Annotated in this window: 20 protein-coding genes; 11 read left to right on the top strand and 9 right to left on the bottom strand. The window is 43.4% G+C overall.

Translation table 11 applies throughout. The features are described 5' to 3' along the window. The first annotated feature begins 171 nt into the window (after positions 1-171). The 3 genes from gcvP to HYN43_RS29730 all read left to right on the top strand — a co-directional run bounded on the left by gcvP (position 172) and on the right by HYN43_RS29730 (position 4,119). Positions 172-3,063: an aminomethyl-transferring glycine dehydrogenase gene (gene gcvP / locus HYN43_RS29720; RefSeq protein ID WP_119407436.1), complete on the top strand. Its 2,892-nt coding sequence runs from the start codon at positions 172-174 to the stop codon at positions 3,061-3,063. Positions 3,064-3,126: 63 nt separating this feature from the next. Then, a complete protein-coding gene (locus HYN43_RS29725) occupies positions 3,127-3,495 on the top strand; it encodes an antibiotic biosynthesis monooxygenase family protein (protein ID WP_119407437.1) in 369 nt (122 codons plus the stop codon). A gap of 204 nt (positions 3,496-3,699) precedes the next feature. Beyond that, positions 3,700-4,119, top strand: coding sequence for a response regulator (locus tag HYN43_RS29730; RefSeq protein WP_119407438.1), 420 nt, complete (start codon positions 3,700-3,702; stop codon positions 4,117-4,119). Here the strand turns inward: HYN43_RS29730 and HYN43_RS29735 are convergent. Next, on the bottom strand, positions 4,116-4,886 hold the full coding sequence (locus HYN43_RS29735; protein ID WP_119407439.1) for an MBL fold metallo-hydrolase: 771 nt from the start codon (positions 4,884-4,886) through the stop codon (positions 4,116-4,118). The two genes, HYN43_RS29730 and HYN43_RS29735, sit on opposite strands and share 4 nt — an antisense overlap. An 82-nt stretch (positions 4,887-4,968) precedes the next feature. Between HYN43_RS29735 and recJ the strand changes: the two genes are divergently transcribed. The 3 genes from recJ (at position 4,969) to HYN43_RS29750 (ending at position 9,122) form a co-directional block, all read left to right on the top strand. Next, positions 4,969-6,672: a single-stranded-DNA-specific exonuclease RecJ gene (gene recJ / locus HYN43_RS29740; protein WP_119407440.1), complete on the top strand. Its 1,704-nt coding sequence runs from the start codon at positions 4,969-4,971 to the stop codon at positions 6,670-6,672. Between the two features lie 156 nt (positions 6,673-6,828). Beyond that, positions 6,829-7,569, top strand: a complete 741-nt coding sequence (gene lptB / locus HYN43_RS29745; protein WP_119409186.1) for an LPS export ABC transporter ATP-binding protein — start codon at positions 6,829-6,831, stop codon at positions 7,567-7,569. 8 nt (positions 7,570-7,577) lie between these two features. After that, positions 7,578-9,122: a GH3 auxin-responsive promoter family protein gene (locus HYN43_RS29750; protein WP_119407441.1), complete on the top strand. Its 1,545-nt coding sequence runs from the start codon at positions 7,578-7,580 to the stop codon at positions 9,120-9,122. A gap of 94 nt (positions 9,123-9,216) precedes the next feature. Here HYN43_RS29750 and HYN43_RS29755 read toward each other — a convergent pair whose 3' ends face one another. Further along, positions 9,217-9,810: a CDP-alcohol phosphatidyltransferase family protein gene (locus tag HYN43_RS29755; protein WP_205589846.1), complete on the bottom strand. Its 594-nt coding sequence runs from the start codon at positions 9,808-9,810 to the stop codon at positions 9,217-9,219. Positions 9,811-9,900: 90 nt separating this feature from the next. Between HYN43_RS29755 and HYN43_RS29760 the strand changes: the two genes are divergently transcribed. Beyond that, positions 9,901-10,857 (top strand): hypothetical protein, encoded by a 957-nt coding sequence (locus HYN43_RS29760; RefSeq protein WP_119407443.1) that lies wholly within the window; start codon positions 9,901-9,903, stop codon positions 10,855-10,857. A 7-nt stretch (positions 10,858-10,864) separates the two neighbouring features. Here the strand turns inward: HYN43_RS29760 and folP are convergent, their stop codons facing one another. After that, positions 10,865-11,719, bottom strand: a complete 855-nt coding sequence (folP, locus tag HYN43_RS29765; protein ID WP_245447091.1) for a dihydropteroate synthase — start codon at positions 11,717-11,719, stop codon at positions 10,865-10,867. Between the two features lie 177 nt (positions 11,720-11,896). On the opposite strand from folP, the gene HYN43_RS29770 reads away from it, so the two are divergent. Genes HYN43_RS29770 through HYN43_RS29785 form a run of 4 tightly spaced genes read left to right on the top strand, consistent with a single transcriptional unit; the run spans position 11,897 to position 15,138 of the window. After that, positions 11,897-12,388 (top strand): DUF1599 domain-containing protein, encoded by a 492-nt coding sequence (locus tag HYN43_RS29770; RefSeq protein ID WP_119409188.1) that lies wholly within the window; start codon positions 11,897-11,899, stop codon positions 12,386-12,388. Positions 12,389-12,394: 6 nt separating this feature from the next. Continuing rightward, the gene (locus HYN43_RS29775; protein ID WP_119407444.1) at positions 12,395-13,558 is read left to right on the top strand and encodes a BT_3928 family protein; all 1,164 of its coding nucleotides are present in this window, start codon (positions 12,395-12,397) and stop codon (positions 13,556-13,558) included. Between the two features lie 4 nt (positions 13,559-13,562). Further along, positions 13,563-14,621 carry an ABC transporter permease gene (locus HYN43_RS29780; protein ID WP_119407445.1) on the top strand — a complete coding sequence of 353 codons (1,059 nt, stop codon included), beginning with the start codon at positions 13,563-13,565 and terminating at the stop codon, positions 14,619-14,621. Between the two features lie 10 nt (positions 14,622-14,631). Beyond that, complete coding sequence (locus tag HYN43_RS29785) at positions 14,632-15,138, top strand: shikimate kinase (RefSeq protein WP_119407446.1); 507 nt, start codon at positions 14,632-14,634, stop codon at positions 15,136-15,138. Here the strand turns inward: HYN43_RS29785 and HYN43_RS29790 are convergent. The 6 genes from HYN43_RS29790 to HYN43_RS29815 all read right to left on the bottom strand — a co-directional run bounded on the left by HYN43_RS29790 (position 15,135) and on the right by HYN43_RS29815 (position 21,282). Continuing rightward, on the bottom strand, positions 15,135-15,884 hold the full coding sequence (locus HYN43_RS29790) for a hypothetical protein (protein WP_119407447.1): 750 nt from the start codon (positions 15,882-15,884) through the stop codon (positions 15,135-15,137). The two genes, HYN43_RS29785 and HYN43_RS29790, sit on opposite strands and share 4 nt — an antisense overlap. 1 nt (position 15,885) lies before the next feature. Further along, complete coding sequence (locus HYN43_RS29795) at positions 15,886-16,398, bottom strand: phosphoribosyltransferase family protein (RefSeq protein ID WP_119407448.1); 513 nt, start codon at positions 16,396-16,398, stop codon at positions 15,886-15,888. A gap of 126 nt (positions 16,399-16,524) precedes the next feature. Beyond that, positions 16,525-16,920: a hypothetical protein gene (locus HYN43_RS29800; protein ID WP_119407449.1), complete on the bottom strand. Its 396-nt coding sequence runs from the start codon at positions 16,918-16,920 to the stop codon at positions 16,525-16,527. Positions 16,921-17,072: 152 nt separating this feature from the next. Further along, positions 17,073-18,479, bottom strand: coding sequence for a 23S rRNA (uracil(1939)-C(5))-methyltransferase RlmD (gene rlmD, locus HYN43_RS29805; protein ID WP_119407450.1), 1,407 nt, complete (start codon positions 18,477-18,479; stop codon positions 17,073-17,075). Between the two features lie 727 nt (positions 18,480-19,206). Further along, positions 19,207-20,544, bottom strand: coding sequence for a cell envelope integrity protein CreD (gene creD, locus HYN43_RS29810; RefSeq protein ID WP_119407451.1), 1,338 nt, complete (start codon positions 20,542-20,544; stop codon positions 19,207-19,209). Between the two features lie 156 nt (positions 20,545-20,700). Further along, on the bottom strand, positions 20,701-21,282 hold the full coding sequence (locus HYN43_RS29815) for a TetR/AcrR family transcriptional regulator (protein WP_119407452.1): 582 nt from the start codon (positions 21,280-21,282) through the stop codon (positions 20,701-20,703). Position 21,283 lies beyond the last annotated feature (1 nt).

The raw sequence follows: 21,283 nt of genomic DNA on the forward strand, positions 1-21,283 counted from the left end.
GGTTTTAAACTGCGCAGCAGCAAGTTACGTTTTTATCGGTATTTGTTTGGGTAAGGAGAATCTAAAACATATTTTTTACTTGTAAATACACTGTCAATATCATATTACCCAATTGTTACTGATGTTGTAAAAGCGTACCTTTGCGCTAAATTTAAGAGGGACGACTATTTCATGAAGTTGAGCACAACCTACCAGGAGCAGTTTCAGTCGAGACACATTGCTCCGAGTGAGGCCGATAAGGCCAAAATGTTGAAAACCATCGGTGTAAATTCACTCGATGAACTGATAGGGCAAACAGTGCCCGAAAAGATCAGGCTTACCAAACCACTTAACCTGCCCGCCGCTAAAAGTGAGTTTGATTATTTAAACACCCTAAAGCAAACCGCTTCAAAAAACAAAGTTTTCAAATCATTTATCGGTAAGGGTTACTATGATGTAATCGTTCCGGGTGTTATTCAACGTAATATACTTGAAAATCCCGGATGGTATACGCAATACACCCCTTACCAGGCCGAGATTGCCCAGGGCCGTTTGCAGGCTTTGTTAAATTTCCAAACCATGATCATTGATCTTACAGGTATGGAAATTGCCAACGCGTCATTGCTGGATGAGGGTACCGCCGCTGCCGAGGCTATGTTTATGCAGTACAGTCTGCGTAAAAACAATAGCGCCAATGTGTTCTTCGTATCTGAAGATGTGTTCCCGCAAACTATTGATATTTTAAAAACCCGCTCCGAGCCTTACGGCATCGAGCTAAGAATAGGCGACCACCGCACCGTTGAATTAACCGACGATATGTTTGGTGCCATTGTTCAATACCCTGCCGGCGATGGCTCGGTTTATAACTATGCCGATTTTGCTGCTAAAGGCCACGAAAAAGGGATTAAACTAACCGTTGTTGCCGATATCATGAGCCTTGCCCTGTTAACGCCTCCGGGCGAGTGGGGTGCCGACATTGTAGTAGGTTCATCACAACGTTTTGGCGTACCGATGGGCTTTGGTGGCCCGCATGCCGCTTTCTTCGCTACTAAAGAAGAGTACAAACGTTCAATCCCTGGCCGTATAATCGGTGTAACTATTGATAGTGCCGGTAACTACGCTTTGCGTATGGCATTGCAAACCCGCGAGCAACATATCCGCAGGGATAAAGCAACTTCAAATATCTGTACCGCGCAGGCATTACTGGCTATTATGGCCGGTATGTATGCTGTTTACCATGGTCCGGATGGCATTAAATTGATCGCTGAGCGTATTCACGGTTTGGCAGTGTTAACGGCTAAAACTTTAGGCCAGTTAGGTTACGAGCAACTGAATAAAGCTTATTTTGATACCGTTAAGTTTGACGTAGGCAACCTTATAGGCCCTATCCATTCTGAAGCTTTGAATAACGAAATGAACCTGAACTACGAAGGTTCGGTAGTTACTATCAGTATTGACGAAACCACTTCGGTTGAGGATATTAAAACCATTGTTCGTTTTTTTGCTAAGGTAAAAGGTAAAACGATTAACGATGTTGACTTTGACGGACTTAACGCCAACATCGAAACCGTTATCCCTGCCGAATTGCAACGTACCTCGGCTTACTTAACGCACAGCTTGTTCAACACCCACAGGTCTGAACATGAAATGCTGCGTTACATCAAATCGTTAGAGGCAAAAGACCTTTCGCTTTGCCACTCGATGATTGCTTTAGGTTCATGTACCATGAAACTGAACGCTACCACCGAGATGGTACCTGTTACCTGGGCCGAGTTCAGCAAAATCCACCCATTTGCCCCAACCGACCAGGTTGGCGGCTATATGCAACTGTTTGACGAGATCAATAACTGGTTAAGCGAGATCACCGGCTTTGCGGCCATGAGCTTACAGCCAAATGCTGGCGCGCAAGGTGAGTATGCTGGTTTAATGGTAATCCGTGCTTATCATTTGGATAGGGGCGATGCTCACCGTAATATCGCTTTGATCCCATCATCAGCACACGGTACCAACCCTGCATCTGCAGCTATGGCCGGTATGAAGATAGTTGTGGTTAAGTGCGACGATAACGGTAACATTGATGTTGCCGATATGCGCGCCAAAGCCGAGCAATATAAAAATGAGCTTTCATGTTTGATGGTTACTTACCCATCAACCCACGGTGTGTTTGAAGAAAGCATCATCGAGATCTGCGAGATCATTCACGAGAATGGAGGCCAGGTTTATATGGATGGTGCCAACATGAACGCCCAGGTAGGTTTAACCAGCCCGGCCAATATAGGTGCCGATGTTTGCCACTTGAATTTGCATAAAACATTCTGTATCCCTCACGGTGGAGGTGGCCCGGGCATGGGCCCGATCGGTGTTGCTAAACACTTGGTTCCTTACCTGCCTGGTCATGCTGTGGTAGATATTGACAGGGGTAAATCAATCCACGCGGTTTCGGCTGCGCCTTGGGGTTCGGCTTCTATCCTGATCATCTCTCACGCATACATCGCTATGATGGGTGCCGAAGGATTAACCAACGCTACCCGTTACGCCATCCTGAACGCCAACTATATTAAAGCAAGGCTTAAAGAACACTACCCTGTGTTGTATACCGGTGCTAACGGCCGTTGCGCGCATGAGATGATTTTAGATTGCCGCTCATTTAAATCGGCAGGTATCGAGGTTACTGATATTGCTAAACGTTTGATGGATTATGGTTTCCATGCGCCAACCGTATCATTCCCGGTTGCAGGTACTGTAATGGTTGAGCCAACCGAATCGGAGCCTAAGCACGAGCTTGACCGTTTCTGCGATGCCATGATCGCCATCCGCCATGAAATTGCCGATGTGATGGACGGTATTTCTGATAAAACAGATAACCCATTAAAAAATGCACCACACACCGTAGCCGTAATTACCGGCAACGAGTGGGAGCATCCATATACCCGCCAAAAAGCGGCGTTCCCGCTGCCTTACGTAGCGGCCAACAAATTCTGGCCATCGGTAGGCAGGGTCAACGACACTTATGGCGACCGTACGCTGATCTGCTCATGCCCTCCGCTGGAAGAGTACGAGTTTGAAGAAAGCGTGATTGAATAGGCTTTAACATAAACCCTCCCTTAAAACCGGAGGGTTTTTTATTTTTATATCAATATTATTACAATGGATAACATCGACAATAATCCGGAAGCTTCTCATCTTAGTGTAGATTTAGCAAGGCTGACCGCCCCAACACCACATCCACCTTACTATGCTGTAATATTTACCTCGGTGCGTACACCGGGTGATGAGGGCTATGGTGAAATGGCTGCGGAGATGGACAAGCTTGCGAGGCAGCAACCGGGCTTTTTAGGTGTTGAATCCGCACGTAATGATGTGGGCATTACTGTATCATACTGGGCAACTTTAGATGCCATTAAGAACTGGAAGGCCAATGCCCGTCATTTATTTGCCCAGCAGCAAGGTCGCGAAAAATGGTATGAAAGTTACAAGGTACGCATTTGTAAGGTTGAGCACGACTATAGTTTTTAAACTACCGTATCAACGGTTAGTTTTTTTGTGAAATTTTGGGTTCGTAAAACTTTATTTACTTTTCTTTTTAAAATAAAATACCGCGTTATAAGGTTATTTAGCCACATACGTACAAAAGTAAATTTTCGTTATAATACAACTAATGGGAATATAACTTTTTAAACTGTACTCTCGTATAACGAATACGCGCTTAGAATTATAAACATGACAATTAACAACAAAGCCATAAGTGTATTACTGGTTGATGATGATGAGATCAATAACTTTATCTCTATTAAACTGATAAAGAAGGCTTTATTGAACACGGAGATCATGGCTTGTTTAAATGGTAAATACGCTATCGAACAGCTATCAGATATCCAGCGGAAAGATCCTGAGAAACTGCCGGACTATATTTTGCTGGACATTAACATGCCCATCATGAACGGATGGGAGTTTTTAGATGAGTATAAACGCTTAAACCTCGATCCGTTGGGCAAAAGCAAGATCTACATTATTTCATCTTCTGTTTTCAGCAACGATATCAATAAGGCACGCTCTTACCCGCTGGTAAAAGATTTTATCTCGAAACCACTTAACGTTGAAAAAATAAAAGAGCTTTTTGACGTAGCTAAAGAAGTTTAAACAGGCTTCACTTTAAAGTGATCTCCCTCGGTTTCAACAGTACCAATAGCAAATGATTTAGAATGGTAAAAAAGGCATTTCCAACCTTCGGAAGCGGCTTTTTTACCATATTCTTCGCGCAGCATCATCGCCTTGCGGCCGTCCATATCATATTTGGCGATAAATTTCCGCAATAGTTGTTCAGGCTCGGGCAGTTCATCTCCCCCAAAAAATACTTTTTCGCCTTCCAAATCAAACCAAAATACCTGGTGCGCCGGGCAGTGACCACCCGAATGCTCATACCTGATGCCCGGTTTAAACTCGCCGTTACCTTCAATAAAAGTAATTTTGGCGCTGGCCTGTAAAGCTTCAAATATCTCTACATGGTAAGATGAGCCCTTGCCGCTGATGCCAAATTCCCATTCCTGTTTGTTAATCACGTGTTCGGCTTGCGGAAAGCTGGGCACCAGTTTGCCACCACGTTCAACCACCAGGCCGCCCGAATGATCATAGTGCAGGTGCGACATTAATACCAGCGTTACATCATCCGGATCAAAACCGGCGTTACGGATATTTTGATGCAGCATCAGTTCGTCGCGCGTATCCTTAAAGCCTAAACCGGTATCTAAAACTATCAGATCCGTTTTGGTTTTGATTAAAAAAGGGTTAACGTGGATGAATAACGAGGCAGGGCGATCTTTCGGGTTATCGGTTTCGGGGTTGAACGGGATAAACTTTTTTGAAGCATCAACCGAGTAAGAGCCTTCGCCTAAAGCAAAAAATTCCATAGTAAACTATCTGTCAGATTTTGGATGTAACTTTGCCCCTTTAACAGGGCATAGTATATTTACTGTTTAAAGCTGCAAAGATATGAATAAACGTTGGGCGCTAAGAGATAATATAAACCATGATGATGTAATAAAATTAGCCGCCGAACTCAATATCGATACCGTTTTAAGCAGCCTGCTGGTACAGCGCGGTATCACCACTTTTGAAGATGCCCGCTACTTCTTTAGGCCGGATCACCGGCACCTACACGATCCTTTTTTAATGAAGGATATGGAAAAGGCCATCATCCGCATTGAGCAGGCTATTGCCGGCGGCGAAAAGATCATGATTTATGGTGACTATGATGTGGATGGTACCACAGCCGTAGCGCTTACCTATAGCTTTTTCAAAAAGCTTTATGATAATATTGACTACTATATCCCTGATCGTTACAAGGAAGGCTATGGTATCTCAACCCAGGGCATAGATTATGCAGCAGAAACGGGTGTCGATTTGATCATCGCATTGGATTGCGGTATCAAATCCGTTGATAAAATTGATTACGCTAATGAAAAGGGTATCGACTTTATTATCTGCGATCACCACTTGCCGGGTGCAACAATCCCCAACGCGGTGGCGGTGCTTGACCCCAAGCGTGAGGATTGCGAATATCCTTATAAAGAACTTTCGGGCTGCGGTATCGGCTTTAAACTTATCCAGGCTTATGCAATAAAGAATGATATTCCGGAAGAAGAGGTGAATTGCTACCTCGATTTGGTGGTGATCAGTATCTCCTGCGATATTGTACACATTACCGGCGAAAACCGTGTGTTGGCGCATTTCGGTTTAAATAAAATAAATACTGATCCGTGTACAGGCGTTAAAGCTTTGATGGAAATTGCAGGCAGAACAGGACCGTATACCATATCGGATGTGGTGTTCCTGCTCGGCCCGCGCATTAATGCCGCAGGTAGGATAGATGATGCAAAACATGCCGTTGCGCTATTAATAGCAACCGATAAAGACGTGGCCAAAGAGCAAAGCGCCCTGATTAATGTGCATAACACCGAGCGCAAAGGACATGATGTGAACATTACGGATGAAGCGCTAAGCATGATAGACAATGATGCCGTGCTGGTGGCCCGTAAATCGACCGTATTGTTCAATGAAAACTGGCATAAAGGTGTTATCGGTATTGTAGCATCGCGGCTTACCGAAAAATATTACCGCCCAACCATTGTACTTACACGCTCAAACGGGCATGTAGCAGGTTCGGCGCGTTCTGTATTGGGATACGACCTGTACGAGGCGCTTTGCGGCTGTAAAGACCTGCTAATTCAATTCGGTGGCCACAAGTATGCAGCAGGTTTAACCATGCATCCCGAAAACCTTGAGGCGTTCATCAACCGGTTTGAAGAAGTGGTAAGCACCACCATAAAACCCGAACAATTAATACAACAAATACAAATTGACGCCGAATTACGTTTAAGCCAGATAGAAGCCAAATTTTTCAGGATCCTGAACCAGTTTGCGCCCTTCGGCCCGGAAAATATGGCCCCTGTTTTCATTAGTAAAAATGTGTATGTTAGTGGTAACGCAGGCCTGGTAGGCGGCTCGCACATAAAAATGAGTGTGATACAGGAAGGTTCGGCGGCGTTTGATTGTATTGCGTTTAATCATGGGCAGTACATTGAACAATTACGATCAGGAGCGCCCTTTGAAATGTGCTACTCGATAGAAGAAAATGTTTGGCGCGAGCGTAGAACGATACAGTTAAATGTGAAGGGAATACGGTTTAGTGATTAGAGGTTGGAGATTAGAGATTAGTTGGGTTGGTTCAAGCTTGATAAATCATGGTTCATAGCCGGAGTTATAATCAGCGAAATCAACGAAATCAAAAAAATCAACGGTAATATATCAGGGTAATCCATGAATCCCATAAATCATGGTTCAGACAACAGCATGATACTAAGAGCAGATAATTTAGTAAAAAAATACAAACAGCGCACCGTAGTAAACGACGTATCGTTTGACGTAGCGCAAGGGGAAATTGTTGGTTTGCTTGGCCCGAATGGCGCCGGGAAAACCACTTCGTTTTATATGATTGTGGGTTTGATTAAGCCAAACGAAGGCGTTATTCATTTGGATGATGATAACATCACCCAGGATCCGATGTACCGCCGTGCTCAAAAAGGTATCGGCTATTTGGCTCAGGAAGCTTCGGTATTCAGAAAACTTTCGGTTGAGGATAATATCAAGGCTGTACTGGAAATGGGCAATATGTCAAAAGATCAGCAGAAAGATAAACTGGAAGAACTGATTGACGAGTTCAGCTTACACAAAGTACGCCGGAATAGGGGCGACCTGCTATCGGGCGGCGAACGCCGCCGTACCGAAATTGCAAGGGCATTAGCTGCCGAACCTAATTTCATCTTGCTGGATGAGCCTTTCGCGGGTGTTGACCCGATAGCGGTAGAAGAGATCCAGGCGATGGTAGCCAAGCTGCGTACCCGCAACATCGGCATCTTAATAACCGACCACAACGTGCAGGAAACCCTTTCGATCACTGATAGGGCCTACCTGCTTTTTGAAGGTAAAATATTAGAATCGGGCGTGCCTGAGGTATTGGCTGAGAATGAAATGGTGAGGAAAGTGTATCTTGGGGCAAACTTTGTGCTTAAACGAAAAGTTTTTCCTCAATAAACCAATATATGACCCTCTTTAACTCCGTATTTACCTGGTTCATGAAAAAGCGTATCCACCAGATAGAGCTTTTTATGAAATACCCGAATGAAGTGCAGGAAGAATGGTTTGAGCAACTGGTATCGGTTGCTGAAAACACCGAGTGGGGCAAAAAATATCACTATAAAAGTATTGAAAACCTGAGCCAGTTTAAGGAACGGGTGCCGATACAAAATTATGATACGCTGAAGCCCTACATCGAGCGGATGTTGAAGGGTGAAAAGAATGTGCTTTGGCCGTCGGAGATCCGTTGGTTTGCCAAATCATCGGGGACTACCAATGATAGGAGCAAGTTTATCCCCGTTAGTGAAGAGGCACTGGAGGAATGCCATTTTAAGGGTGGTAAAGATCTGCTTACCATCTACTTTAATAACCAACCCAACGCCCGTATGTTTACGGGTAAGATATTGACATTGGGGGGGAGTCACCAGATCAGTCAGCTAAGTCCGGATACTTCTTTTGGCGATTTATCGGCGGTGATCATGAAAAACCTGCCCATGTGGGCCGAGTTTCACCGTACGCCGCATTTGGATATTGCCCTGCTGGAAAACTTTGAGGAAAAGATTGAAAAAATAGCTCATGCTACCAAGGATGTAAACGTAACCAGCATCAGCGGTGTGCCTACCTGGAATTTGGTGCTGTTTAAACGTATTTTGGAGATAACCGGCAAAAACAACCTGCTGGAAGTTTGGCCTAACCTGGAGATGTATTTTCACGGCGCGGTTAACTTTACCCCATACCGTGAGCAGTTTAAAAAGCTGATCCCTAACGAGGATATGTATTACCTCGAAAACTATAACGCTTCGGAAGGTTTCTTCGGAATACAGGATACCAAAGAGCCGGGTGAGATGCTATTGATGCTGGACTATGGTATTTTTTACGAGTTTTTACCGTTAGAGCATCTGCACGATGAGCACCCTAAAACCCTCACCCTTGATGAAGTGGAGCTGAATAAAAACTACGCTCTTATTATCTCTACCAATGCTGGTTTGTGGCGCTATATGATAGGGGATACCATCAGGTTTTCGTCGCTCGATCCGTTCCGGATCCAGATTACAGGTCGCACCAAACATTTTATCAACGCTTTTGGCGAGGAGGTGATCATTGATAATGCCGAACGAGCTTTAGATGAGGCCTGCCAGCAAACAGGTGCTGTGATTAGGGAATACACGGCTGCTCCCGTTTATTTTAACGGCGATGATTGCGGTGCCCATGAATGGATCATCGAGTTTGAAAAGCGCCCTGCCGAGTTTGAACGTTTCGTTGATTTGCTGGATGAAACCCTGCGCCGCATAAATTCTGATTATGATGCCAAGCGTTTTAAAGATATGGCCCTGCGCAGGCCGATAGTTCGCCGCGCGCCGGATGGTACTTTTTTTAACTGGATGCGGGAGAAAGGGAAGTTGGGCGGGCAGCATAAAGTGCCGAGGTTGGCTAATGACAGGGAGTATGTGGATGGGATATTGAAGATGATGGAGTTGGTGGGCGTTCAGAATCAGGACTGTAAGAATTAAGAATCAGGAAACAAATGCCCTAATCTACCGCGGGTTTAGCGATAGCGTAACCCGTGGGAATAACAGGTTAAGTTTATAACTTAACCACCCAAACTTAACCATTAAACAATTTAGTCCGCTTAATTTCCTTACCCTGCCGTATTTGCCAGGCATGCCACGCACTCGGTACATCATGTGTCCATTGTGGCAATAGCATAATGATAAGGTAAACATCAATATGTGAGATGATGCCAATAACGATAGCCAACATCAAAGGCAAGCCTCCATATCCAAAACCTATAAGTGATGTAAAAGCTGCAAAAAGTGCCAGCCCCCAAAGCTTGCTTAATAAAGCGTGGGTACAGGTTTCCTTACCGAATTTTGCAATGCTCAATACATAAGTTAATCCTTCCATTATAAATAAAACTACGATGGCATACCGATTGGCCGTAATAATGGCCGGATTAAGCAACCATGCGCACCAGGCAGCGCAAAGCCAGAAAACAACATCGGTTTGGCTGTCCATTCGCCTTAAAACAGCGTTAGACACCTTCAGGTGCCTTGCTATGATACCGTCAAAAATATCAGAAAGTATGCCGAGCAAAAGCAAGACGGCTAAAAGCAGCCTTGCAGCTTCGCCATTGTGATAGGTTATCAGTATCATAAAGGGCCCCAAAAGCAGCCGGAAAAGGATCAATAGATAGGGCATTTTTTTCATGCTCCAAATTATTGCGGATAGCCGAAATGTGATTGCGTTTTATAGATGCATTTAAGAATATTTTTTGCGAAATTCACAAACATGGATAGCCAAACAATATTGTTAAACCAGGTGAAGGCCCGGATGCAAAGCAAATCATTGCTTACCGAACTGGCGGGTGTATTGAATATCAGCTATGATGCCGCGCACAGGCGCATCACCGGAAAAACAAAGCTTTTATTAGAAGAGGCCATTATCATTTGCCAGCATTATAGCCTAAGCCCCGATCAGCTTTTTATGCCGGGAAACCGGGTATTGGCAGAGAAGACCAAAGAGATTCGTTCGGCGGGAGATTTTGTTGATTATCTGAAACAATCCATCGGGATCCTCAATACTTTGAAAAATGACGGCGCAGCGAAGATCTATTATTCGGCAAAGGATATTCCCTTGTTTTACACCATTGATGATAGTTTACTCAGTAAGTTTAAGCAATACGTATGGTTGGGCTTGTTATCCGGCAATGTAGCTTCGGTTAGCTTCGAGCAGTTTGACGTTCAAGGCCCCATTCATGAATACGGAAAAGCACTGCGGGATATGTATAGCCATTTTGAAGCACATGAAATATGGAACGATACTACCGTTAACAGCGGCCTGCAACAAATTTATTATTACTACCGGGCAGGTTTGTTGAATATAGAAAATGCTTTAACCTTACTGAACGAGTTGGAAACCGTTTTGAAATTAATAGAAGATAAAAGCGCAGTAAATAATGGTAGCTATCATCTTTATTATAACGAATTACTGGTATTGAATAATAATGTGCTGGTGGTTTCGGCTAAACAAAAAGCTTTGTTTGTACCCTATAATTTGCTTGGCTATTTTATCACGTACGACGATGCAACGTGTGCCAATACCGAGTTGTTTTTCAATCAGCAACTTAAACACTCTATGCCGCTAAATACGGGTAGCTTGCGCGACAGGAAACAGTTTTTTAATCGCGCTTTCCAAAGAATAAATATTTACAGGCAGCGTATAGAAGGTGATGTAGGATTATTTTAGGACCTGGTTACCGGTTAACCGCCTCCCAAATTTTCACCGCTTCTACAGCCTCTTTAACATCATGCACCCGCAAAATATCCGTACCCTTAGTTAAAGCAATAGTATTCAAAACCGTAGTGCCATTCAAAGCTTCAGCGGCGGTACTCCCCAATACCCCATAGATCATTCTTTTACGCGAAACACCCGTAAGCACCGGCAAATCAAGCATCTTAAACTCGTCCACTTTGTTTAAAAGCGCATAGCTTTGCTCGGCAGTTTTGGCGAAGCCAAAACCAGGGTCAATAATTACATCATGCACGCCAAGGCGTTTTAACTGTTGGTATTTGGCTGCTAAATCATTAAATACTTCATTAAACACATCATCATATTGTGCCAGTTGGGTCATAGTTTGCGGCGTACCCTTCATGTGCATTAAAATGTAAGGTACCTGCAAGCGGGCAACGGTAGCAAACATTTCATCATCAAGCGTGCCGCCGCCAATATCATTAATGATGTGCGCGCCGCTTTTAATAGCGGCTTCGGCCACACCGGCACGAAAAGTATCTATCGACATAATAGCTTCCGGAAATGCCTTAGCAATAGCCTCAACAACAGGTAATAAACGGTCTGTTTCTTCCTGGGCAGATATATCAACAGCTCCGGGGCGGGATGAATAAGCACCGAGATCCAGGAATGCAGCTCCATCGGCAAGCATTTTTTCTGCCTGTTGCAGGGCTTCATCAACGCCTTGTTTCCGGCTATCTGCAAAGAAGGAATCGGGGGTGGTATTGATGATGCCCATCACTTTGGGGGCCGACAGGTCGATCAACCGGCCACCCACGTTCAGTGTAACTTTTTTACCGAAAAATGTATTTTTAGCCACGGTTAGTTAAGTGTTGCAAAGTTATAATACGGCAAAGTTAACTAACTTTACAGGCGCAGGCTTCAAAACCTTCCAACATTTAAACTTTACAACGTTACAACAAACAAAACACATCATCCTTTGACTAACACAGCTGCAGAATACGAAGGCGTAATTAATGTATGTAAAGGTCTTTTCATGAAAAAGACCCGCGATTACGGCACCGCATGGCGCATCCTCCGCCCGCAATCCATCACCGACCAGATCTTTATCAAGGCCCAACGCATCCGCACCCTCGAAGAAAAAAAGGTATCCAAAGTAGGCGATGATATCACCGGCGAATACATCGGCATTGTAAACTATTGCGTAATTGCCATGATGCAGCTGGAGTGCGGCCCTGAAGTATCAAACGAACTCGCGCCCGATCATGTAGAGCAGTTATTTGATGAAAAGGTGAACGAAACCAAAGAACTGATGTTTGCCAAAAATCACGATTACGGCGAGGCCTGGCGCGATATGCGGATCAGTTCACTAACCGATCTGATATTGATGAAGCTGCTCCGCGTAAAGCAGATAGAGGATAACAAAGGCCTCACCGAAGCATCCGAAGGCGTAAAAGCAAACTACCAGGATATGCTGAACTATGCGGTGTTCGCACTCATTAAACTAAACGTTCATCAGGGAAAATAAGGCCTCATGAAAAATACATCTTCAAATAGTGCCGTAATATGGATCCCGCGGCTATTGGTGGGCCTGTTGTTTATATTCTCAGGCCTGATAAAGGCCAATGACCCGCTGGGTTTTTCGTATAAACTGGTGGAGTATTTTGAGGTTTTTCATATCACTTTCCTCAACGGCCTGGCGCTTACCATGGCCATTGTGCTTTGCGCGCTCGAAATGATATTGGGTTTCGCCCTGCTTATCGGCGTACGTGCTGTTAAAATTACCTGGGGATTATTGTTACTCATTATCTTTTTCGGCTTCCTTACTTTTTATTCGGCATTTTTTAAAGTGGTGCAAACCTGCGGCTGTTTTGGCGATGCTATCCCGCTTACGCCATGGCAATCGTTCAGCAAGGATATGGTACTGCTTGCGTTGGTGCTGGTACTGTTTGTTAAACGCAAAGAGATCAAACCGCTGTTTGCAGCCAAAGTTGGCGATAAATGGCTGATATTTGCCACGGTAGTATCCATAGGCTTTGGTGTTTATACTTATAACTTTTCACCGATAGTTGATTTTCTGCCCTACAAAATAGGCGCTAATCTGCCCGAAGAGATGAGTACCCCACCCGGTGCGCCCCGCGATGAGTTTGAGCTTACCTATCACCTCAAAAATAAAAAAACAGGGGAAACTAAGGTGATGAATGATAAAGACTACCTGAAAACCAATATCTGGAAGGACGCTAACTGGGAAGTGGTAGGTGATCCTGAAAACCGATTGGTTAAAAAAGGTTATGAACCAAAGATCCGTGACCTGGCCATACAGGATGCGCAGCGAAATGATTATACCAAAGAGCTACTATCAAGTCCTTTTTACAGCCTGTTTATTGTAGCTTATGATTTGAGCGAGACGGATAAAGATGCGATTAACAGGCTTAACGCTTTGGCAATCAATCTCACCCAAAACTATAATATCCGTACTATTCTGCTAACCTCAAACTCCGCTGCCGACGCTCAGGCTTTTGCCAAAGAACATAAACTCATCAGCGAAATATTTTATGCCGATGGTGTGCCGCTAAAATCGATGGTGCGTTCAAATCCGGGAGTGCTATTGATCAAAAATGGTACTGTGGTAAACAAATGGCATTACCACTCGGTGCCTAAGTATGATGATATTGTAAAGCAGTACTTACAGAAATAATAAAATGATCCCCTACCTCCTCCGCAAATTATTGTACGGACTGGCAGTAATGCTGGGGGTAGTGGTTGTTGTTTTCTTCCTGTTCAACATCTTGCCGGTTGATCCTGCCCGCATGACCCAAGGCCAGCGTGCCGATGTACAATCATTACAGGCTGTACGTAAAGAGTTTGGCCTGGATAAGCCCGTGCCGGTGCAGTTTGCCTACTATGTAAATGATCTTTCGCCTATAGGTATTCATTTAAATACTGCTGAAGAACAACAACGCTACGGTTATGTAAAGCTATTCCCGGTTAGTGAGCATAAAGTACTGGCTTTAAAATGGCCGTATTTAAGGCGTTCATACCAAACCCGTAAGGATGTGGCATCTTTGCTGCTGGAGGTAATTCCAAATACATTGATACTTGCCGCCGCCGCTATGATATTCGCCATTATTATTGGTGTGTTTTTAGGGGTAGTAAGTGCTGTAAATAAAGATACCTGGATAGATAAACTGGCTTTAAGCTTTTCTACATTGGGTATTTCTGCTCCTTCGTTTTTTGCCGGGATCATCATCGCCTGGATTTTTGGCTTTGTGTTGAGTAATTACACCCACCTCAATATGTCGGGCAGTTTATATAGTTATGATCCTTTTAAGGGGGAGGTGATCACGCTAAAAAACCTTGTGTTGCCGGTTATCACTTTGGGCTTGCGTCCATTGGCTATCATCGTACAGCTTACGCGCAATGCCATGCTGGATGTTTTGGGGCAGGATTATATCCGCACGGCCAAAGCAAAGGGTTTGAGTAACCGGGCTATTATTTATCGACACGCCCTAAAAAACGCCATGAACCCGGTTATCACCGCCATTGCCAACTGGTTTGCATCTTTACTGGCCGGTTCATTTTTTGTAGAATACATTTTTGGATACAATGGATTGGGCAAGGCCACGGTAGACGCGCTCGAAATGTCGGATTTTCCGGTGGTGATGGGCTCGATATTGTTTATCGCGTTTATATTTGTGGTGATCAGTATCCTGGTTGATATTGTTTACGTGTGGATCGATCCGCGGGTAAAATTAAGCTGAACAAATTTTTATGAAATACTTTATTGTGGGCTTTATGGGCTGTGGCAAAACAACCTGGAGCCGCAAACTGGCCGCCAAATGGGGCTACGAATTTATTGATCTCGACCATGTGCTCGAAGCCAAAGCAGGCATGAGCATAGCCGAATATTTTTCTTCATTCGGTGAAGATGCTTTTCGCCAACTCGAATCGCAGGTACTGAAAGAAACAGAATACGCCGAAAATACTGTAGTATCAACAGGTGGAGGTTTACCTTGCTTTTTTGATAACATGGACTGGATGAATGCCAATGGCAAAACCCTGTATATCAAACTATCGCCTAAAACATTAGCAGGACGACTTGAAAACAGTAAAACCGTTCGCCCGGTACTACAAGGAAAAAAGGGTGATGAACTGGTTGAGTTTATAACCGGTAAGCTGGCCGAACGCGAAAGTTTTTATTTGAAAGCCAGCAATATTGTTGAGGGGATTGATATGTCGGTTGAGAAGTTGGAAGAGGCGTTGGGAGTTAGTGGTTAATGCTGTTTGTTTTTTAATCTTTTGAACTGTGTTAAAGCAATTTTATGATCCGCGAACTTTTCTGCGTTTTTAATGTAACGGACTTCGTCGTAAAAAAAAATTGTACGGTTCACATTTATCATGATTTGAATTGTATCCGGTAAGTAATTTGTACTGATACTGATAGGCTTGTTGCTTAGTAAGCCCAATTTAGGGAAATTAAGACTATCGGTTTTTTGCTTGTAAAGTTTAATGGTCCCGGCGGTATCAGTTTTATAGATTTCAGGCCCATCAAAATCTTTACTGACCTGGGTGTTAAGCCTTAGTCCTTGTTCGGTATAATTGTAAAGCCTTTTGCTATTAAATGGTTGTATTGCAAAGTTTTCAATGGGTTTATTTGTCTTATCTACGATGATAAAAATAGCAAATGGATTCTCATTCCATTTGCTGAGTTTAATATTATAAGATAAATTGACTTTGTTTTTGGGGTGAGGGATTAGTTTTACACTGTCTCCCAATAGCTGCCATTTTCCAATAGAAACAAAGGAACGCCCTTCACATCCCCCTTCAAAGGTAAATGTGGAGTCATCGTTAAGATAAATACCTGTGCTGCAGAACGTATCTCCGCTGCCTGTGAAACGGGTGCCGATATTTTTTAAATTGCTAAAAGCTGGCTGAAAGGCTGCAATTATTTTTTCCTCGTCTTTACTGTGATCGCATGAAGTTAGTAATGCGATAGCAAATAAGTAAATGGAGAGACGTTTCATTTTACCTCAAATAAACCCCATCTTCCTGTTCATCCTCTTCCTCAAGCAATACATCAACATGCTCTTTAATAACAGTTGATAAGGCCATGCCTGCAAAATCGGTAGTTACAGGGAAGCTTTTATGATTACGGTCGATCAGGACCGCGGTGCGTAGTTTTTTTAGCGGAACATCCAGGAAAACACCGAAACCATAGGCTAAAGTTTTACCGCTGTTCAATACATCATCAACCAGGATCACCACCTTGTTGCTGCATTCTTCAACCTCAAAATCGATATTGGCACTTAAGCTGCTGCTTTGCTTTTCCAGTTCGATGGTAAGCAGGCGGCTTTTAAAGGGGGCTATATTATCAAGTATAGCTTTTAACCGCTCAGCAATGTGATTACCGCGTGGTAGGATACCGGCAATCAATATCTCATCCTCATCAAAATTATCTTCAAGGATTTGGTAGGCCATCCTGTCCAGCTTTTGCTGAATTTGTTGCTTATTTAGTATGAGGAGTTTTTTATCAGACATGGTATTTGTTGTAAGGTTGTAACGTTACAATGCTGTAAAGTTGATTTTTAATTTTTGAATATGCAAGTCGCAGATAAGCTTAAAGCCTAACATTTCAACCTTACAATATTCAAACTTTACAACGCGTTACTTTACGTACGGAAAATATACAAAGTTCGCTCCCTCGGGCACAACCACAAACACGCACATGTATTGGTACGGGTCTTTAAAGCTTTTTACAAAGCGCTCTTTCAATACAGGTTTGATCACATCGCGTTCCACAAACTCTTCGAGGGTGGAGGCGTGGATGCTCCATTCGGAGTTAAGGTCGTTCTTATCTAAAATAAGCTCGCCAAGGCTAAGTTCATGCTGGTGGGCAACGAATATGGGGTAGGAGGACAAACCTTCGTTCATGATCTCTTCCGCTACCTCTTTGATAGATTCGCTAAAATATTTCAAATCGCGCTCCAAACTTATCAGCGGACTATCTGCCGCTGGTTTGTTGCGTTCGTTGCTTTCGTTAAGTAGTTCTTCTGGATTCATATTTTTGGGGATTACACCGATTATTTTATGATTACACCGATTCTTGACCGTTGATGCTTTTGATTACGTTGATTTCGCTGATTAGACTTCCGGCGATGAACTATGATCCATAAACCACAAGCTAAAAACAACTAATCTCTAACCTCCAACCTCTAATCTCTGAGCACAAGCAACACCACATTCTCCACGTGTTGGGTGTGCGGGAACATATCTACCGGTTGAATTTTTACCGTGTCGTATTTTTCCCTTAGTACCAGCAGGTCGCGGGCCTGGGTGGCAGCGTTGCAGCTTACGTAAACAATTTTAGGGGCTTCAATCTCCATTAGGCGGGCTACCACATCCGGGTGCATGCCTGCGCGTGGTGGATCGGTAATGATCACGTCTGGTTTTCCGTGTTCTGCTACGAAATCGGCTACCAGTACATCCTTCATATCACCTGCGTAGAATTTGGTATTGGTGATATTGTTGATGGCCGAGTTTACTTTGGCATCCTCAATGGCGGTTGGCACATATTCTACACCCACAACCTCGCGCACGTGGCCGGCCACAAAGTTGGCTATGGTACCGGCACCGGTATAAAGATCATAAACCAGTTCATCGCCTTTAAAATCGGCAAAATCGCGGGTTATCTCGTACAAACGCAATGCCTGTACTGAGTTAGTTTGATAGAACGATTTTGGTCCGATGCGGAATTTGATGCCGTTCATCTCTTCGTGAATGTATTCGGGGCCTTTAAAAGCCACCACATCCTGATCAAATATAGTATCGTTTTTTTTATGGTTAACGATGTAAAGTAATGAAGTGATCTGCGGAAATTTGGCATCGATGTGGCTCATCAGCTTATCGATCTCGCTTTGTTCGGCATAAGCAAAAACAACGATCACCATATTCTCGCCGGTTGATGAGGTACGCACTACAAGGTTGCGCAGCATGCCTTCGTGGTTACGCAGATCATAATAGGTATAACCGTTTTGTAAGGTGAAATCACGGATCTCGTTACGTAAACTATTAGATGGTTCGGCCTGCAGGTAGCAGTGGTTTACATCCAATATTTTATCAAAACGGCCTGGAATGTGAAAGCCGAGGGCGTTCATGTTCAGTTCGCCATCCTCTTTGTTTTCGCCATCGTAAAGCCAGCGTTTGTTGGAGAAGGTGAACTCCAGTTTGTTGCGGTAATACCTGTCGGCCGGAGAAGGGACGATAGGCATCATGCCATCCACGTTGATCTTAGCTAAACGGCTTAGCGCATCCGAAACAGATTTTTGTTTGAATTTAAGCTGGGCCTCATACGTCATGTGCTGCCATTTGCAGCCGCCGCAGGTGCCGAAGTGTTCGCAGAAAGCCTGTGTACGGTATTCGGAAGGTGTTTTTAGCTCGGTTATTTTGCCTTCGCCAAAGTTTTTTTTGCTGCGATATACCTGTATATCGGCAATATCGCCGGGAACGGCTTTATCAACAAAAAGTACAAAATCGTCGGCTTTGCCTACACCTTTGCCTTCTTCTGCAATATCAATGATCTGTACGTTCTCAAAAAACTTGGGTTTATTCGCTTTACTCATCAGGCTGCAAAGTTAACCCTATTTATTTAATCCTGAAAATTGAGGAGGAGGTGGTGAAAGGGAAAAGGTTAAAGGCGAAAGGTTAAAGGCGAAAGGTTAAAGGTGAAAGGAAAAAGGCGAAAGGTTAAAGGCGAAAGGTTAAAGGCGAAAGGTTAAAGGCGAAAGGTTAAAGGCGAAAGGTTAAAGGCGAAAGGTTAAAGGTGAAAGGAAAAAGGCGAAAGGAAAAAGGCGAAAGGAAAAAGGCGAAAGGAAAAAGGCGAAAGGAAAAAGAAAAAGCTGAATGGAGGATACTGCCTGCCAAGGAAATTTGAGCGGTGGCCAGACAGAAAAGCGGGCCAGGCGTATGGCCTTGCGGGCTGAAGCTTTTTTCTGTCTTGACTTTTTGGTTCCTTTTGTGTCAAGACAAAAGGAACAGCCTCCGCGGCAAATGAGCGGCCAATGTTAGTTATATTGAATCAAGGCTTTTTGTTAGCTGGCAATAACGAATGCTGTATGCATAGTACAAACATAGACAGCTTAATCAAAGAAGCTCAGGAAATAAGCAATCGCATCTTCTTCAACCTCAATGCCTTCTATCTCAAATTGTTCATCTATCAATTCAGAAAAATCAGTTAGTTCGCGGCTCATAATAATAAAAATTACTATGCTAACATAGTAATTTTTAAACTAAAAACCAAATTGGTATAAGGTTTAAAATGGGAGGCGGAAAAGCCTCCCATTTTTAGTTTTATTGTTTATCCCAATTAATTTTCCGGGAAAAATACATCAGAATGGCTATGATCATAAACAGCGCGATGCTACCTACCATTAAGGCAAGATCTTCTAACTGAATGATAACAAAAATGAACGTATAAAACACCGTAAGTATAAATGCAAATAGCAATGCCGCTTTTCCATTTTTTAACAGCGAAGAGATAAATACAGAAATTAGCGCGATGGTTGATATCGAGGCAATGAGATATGCAGCGTTATAACCAACCTGCTCCGAAAAGGATAATAACAAGGTATAGTATATCACCATTGCAGTGCCAATAAGTATGTAATTGAACACATGTATAGCCTGTTTGCGAATAACCTCGGTTAAAAACAGCGAGATGAATGTAAGCAGAATGATCAAAACAGCATATTTGCTTGTACGCATAGTTTTCTGATACTGATCAACCGGAAGCCGAAGCTTTACCCCGAATGAGTTTGATTCAAGTTTATTGCTGTGTTTTGATCCATCGCCAATCCATTGTTGCGGTAGCTGCCTGTTGTAATTTAGCAGGTGCCAGCCGGCTTTAAAACCGCTGCTATCAACTTTGCGTTCGTCGGGGAGGTTGCTGCCTTCAAAACTTGGATTTGCCCAATTACCTTCTGCCTCAACGGTAGTTGATTTACCCAATTGTAAAAAATACAGGTCTTCACTGCCTTTCAAATCTAAGTCGTATGCAAAAGGGAGTTGGTCTGGTAAGCCGGTAGATAAGTTAAGTTTAGCCTGCAGGCCGTTGGTAAAAAGTAATTCGCTGTCAAAATCAGGATTCACCGAAAGTTTTTCGCCCGCCGTTGTTTTTATTACCGGGTCGCTTTTCAAACCTTTTAAGTCGCCTACTCCAAACTCAAGGCGTGCCTGGTTTAATAATAGCTGATCGGGGGTAATACCGAGGTTTTCGAAGTTGAGGTGGCCAAAACCTCCGTTTACCTTTATATGCGTATTGTACACAGCTACGTCAAAAATACCGCGGTGAAGTATTTGGGTTGTTAGCCCTGCTTTTATATTCAGGCTTTCGGGTAAAACATAAATGTTGCCGCTGGTTGTGCGGGTGGTAGTATCCGTTAATTTAAACTGCTTTTTATAAGGTATCACCAATACCGGCCCTTTAATAACCTGTTTGGCCGACCAGCTATCAGATACCTCCCTGATCACTTCTTCCTGGCGTTGCGACCGCTCGGTGATCAACTCATGGATCAAGGAAGAGGGGATAAGAAGCAATAAAACCAGTATGCCAATAAAAATTAATTTGAAAGTTGCCGACTCCTTGAGCCAGATGAGAAATGAGTGTTTAGGTGTTTCTTCTGTTATCATGTTTTTTTATTTGTAAAGTACTTTGTATTTCAAAGTTGTTATTCAAAAAGAAAGGCTTATTCATGTTAAGCCCCGACAAATATAAAATAAAGTACTTTGTATTTCAAAGTAAATAATGAGGAACCATTATTTTTTAGTTTTATCGCTCTCTGAAAATTAAACCGAAATAGCCGCCTTCACCAAATAAGGCAAAATCTCTTTCTGAAAAGAAACAAAATTTTTCCTCACATCTGAATCACTCACCGAAGTAAAGGCAAAGCTGAACACGATGCTTTTACTGCACTTGATCAAGAAGCGCAAACGTTGCTGGTAGGTTTCGTGCTTACGGATACCGGGCAGTTGGATAAATGAAGCCATGAGTAGTTCCTCCAGCTCATTAGAAAGATTCTTTAAAAAATCCTGCGAGTTGGCAGATTCGCGGATAAAATCCCAGCCGATAAACTCGTTACAGATGGTGTAGGAGAGGCGGCAGGTTTTCATGATGAGACCGTTAAGGTAGGCTTCCTCATCAATATCGGGGGTATTGCTTTCTACCAGGTCGTCAACACTGGCTTTAATGTAGTCCATTAGCAGTACGTGCAGTACGGCCTCTTTACTGTCGAAATATTTATAGATGGTAGCCTTGGCAATTTTGGCTTTCTTGGCAATTTCGTTTACACTGGTTTTATGGTACCCGAATTTGCGGAAAAGCTCCTGTGCCGCACGTTTAATACTATCTTTAATTTTATCGGCTTCCATT

The sequence above is a fragment of the Mucilaginibacter celer genome (assembly GCF_003576455.2).
Classification (GTDB): domain Bacteria; phylum Bacteroidota; class Bacteroidia; order Sphingobacteriales; family Sphingobacteriaceae; genus Mucilaginibacter; species Mucilaginibacter celer.

What these genes read in the sequence shown, in the direction of transcription:
- gcvP (WP_119407436.1), top strand. Translation starts at nt 172, where the DNA reads ATGAAGTTGAGCACAACCTACCAGGAGCAGTTTCAGTCGAGACACATT.
- HYN43_RS29725 (WP_119407437.1), top strand. Translation starts at nt 3,127, where the DNA reads ATGGATAACATCGACAATAATCCGGAAGCTTCTCATCTTAGTGTAGAT.
- HYN43_RS29730 (WP_119407438.1), top strand. Translation starts at nt 3,700, where the DNA reads ATGACAATTAACAACAAAGCCATAAGTGTATTACTGGTTGATGATGAT.
- HYN43_RS29735 (WP_119407439.1), bottom strand. Translation starts at nt 4,886, where the DNA reads ATGGAATTTTTTGCTTTAGGCGAAGGCTCTTACTCGGTTGATGCTTCA.
- recJ (WP_119407440.1), top strand. Translation starts at nt 4,969, where the DNA reads ATGAATAAACGTTGGGCGCTAAGAGATAATATAAACCATGATGATGTA.
- lptB (WP_119409186.1), top strand. Translation starts at nt 6,829, where the DNA reads ATGATACTAAGAGCAGATAATTTAGTAAAAAAATACAAACAGCGCACC.
- HYN43_RS29750 (WP_119407441.1), top strand. Translation starts at nt 7,578, where the DNA reads ATGACCCTCTTTAACTCCGTATTTACCTGGTTCATGAAAAAGCGTATC.
- HYN43_RS29755 (WP_205589846.1), bottom strand. Translation starts at nt 9,810, where the DNA reads ATGCCCTATCTATTGATCCTTTTCCGGCTGCTTTTGGGGCCCTTTATG.
- HYN43_RS29760 (WP_119407443.1), top strand. Translation starts at nt 9,901, where the DNA reads ATGGATAGCCAAACAATATTGTTAAACCAGGTGAAGGCCCGGATGCAA.
- HYN43_RS29770 (WP_119409188.1), top strand. Translation starts at nt 11,897, where the DNA reads ATGAAAAAGACCCGCGATTACGGCACCGCATGGCGCATCCTCCGCCCG.
- HYN43_RS29775 (WP_119407444.1), top strand. Translation starts at nt 12,395, where the DNA reads ATGAAAAATACATCTTCAAATAGTGCCGTAATATGGATCCCGCGGCTA.
- HYN43_RS29780 (WP_119407445.1), top strand. Translation starts at nt 13,563, where the DNA reads ATGATCCCCTACCTCCTCCGCAAATTATTGTACGGACTGGCAGTAATG.
- HYN43_RS29785 (WP_119407446.1), top strand. Translation starts at nt 14,632, where the DNA reads ATGAAATACTTTATTGTGGGCTTTATGGGCTGTGGCAAAACAACCTGG.
- HYN43_RS29790 (WP_119407447.1), bottom strand. Translation starts at nt 15,884, where the DNA reads ATGAAACGTCTCTCCATTTACTTATTTGCTATCGCATTACTAACTTCA.
- HYN43_RS29795 (WP_119407448.1), bottom strand. Translation starts at nt 16,398, where the DNA reads ATGTCTGATAAAAAACTCCTCATACTAAATAAGCAACAAATTCAGCAA.
- HYN43_RS29800 (WP_119407449.1), bottom strand. Translation starts at nt 16,920, where the DNA reads ATGAATCCAGAAGAACTACTTAACGAAAGCAACGAACGCAACAAACCA.
- rlmD (WP_119407450.1), bottom strand. Translation starts at nt 18,479, where the DNA reads ATGAGTAAAGCGAATAAACCCAAGTTTTTTGAGAACGTACAGATCATT.
- creD (WP_119407451.1), bottom strand. Translation starts at nt 20,544, where the DNA reads ATGATAACAGAAGAAACACCTAAACACTCATTTCTCATCTGGCTCAAG.
- HYN43_RS29815 (WP_119407452.1), bottom strand. Translation starts at nt 21,282, where the DNA reads ATGGAAGCCGATAAAATTAAAGATAGTATTAAACGTGCGGCACAGGAG.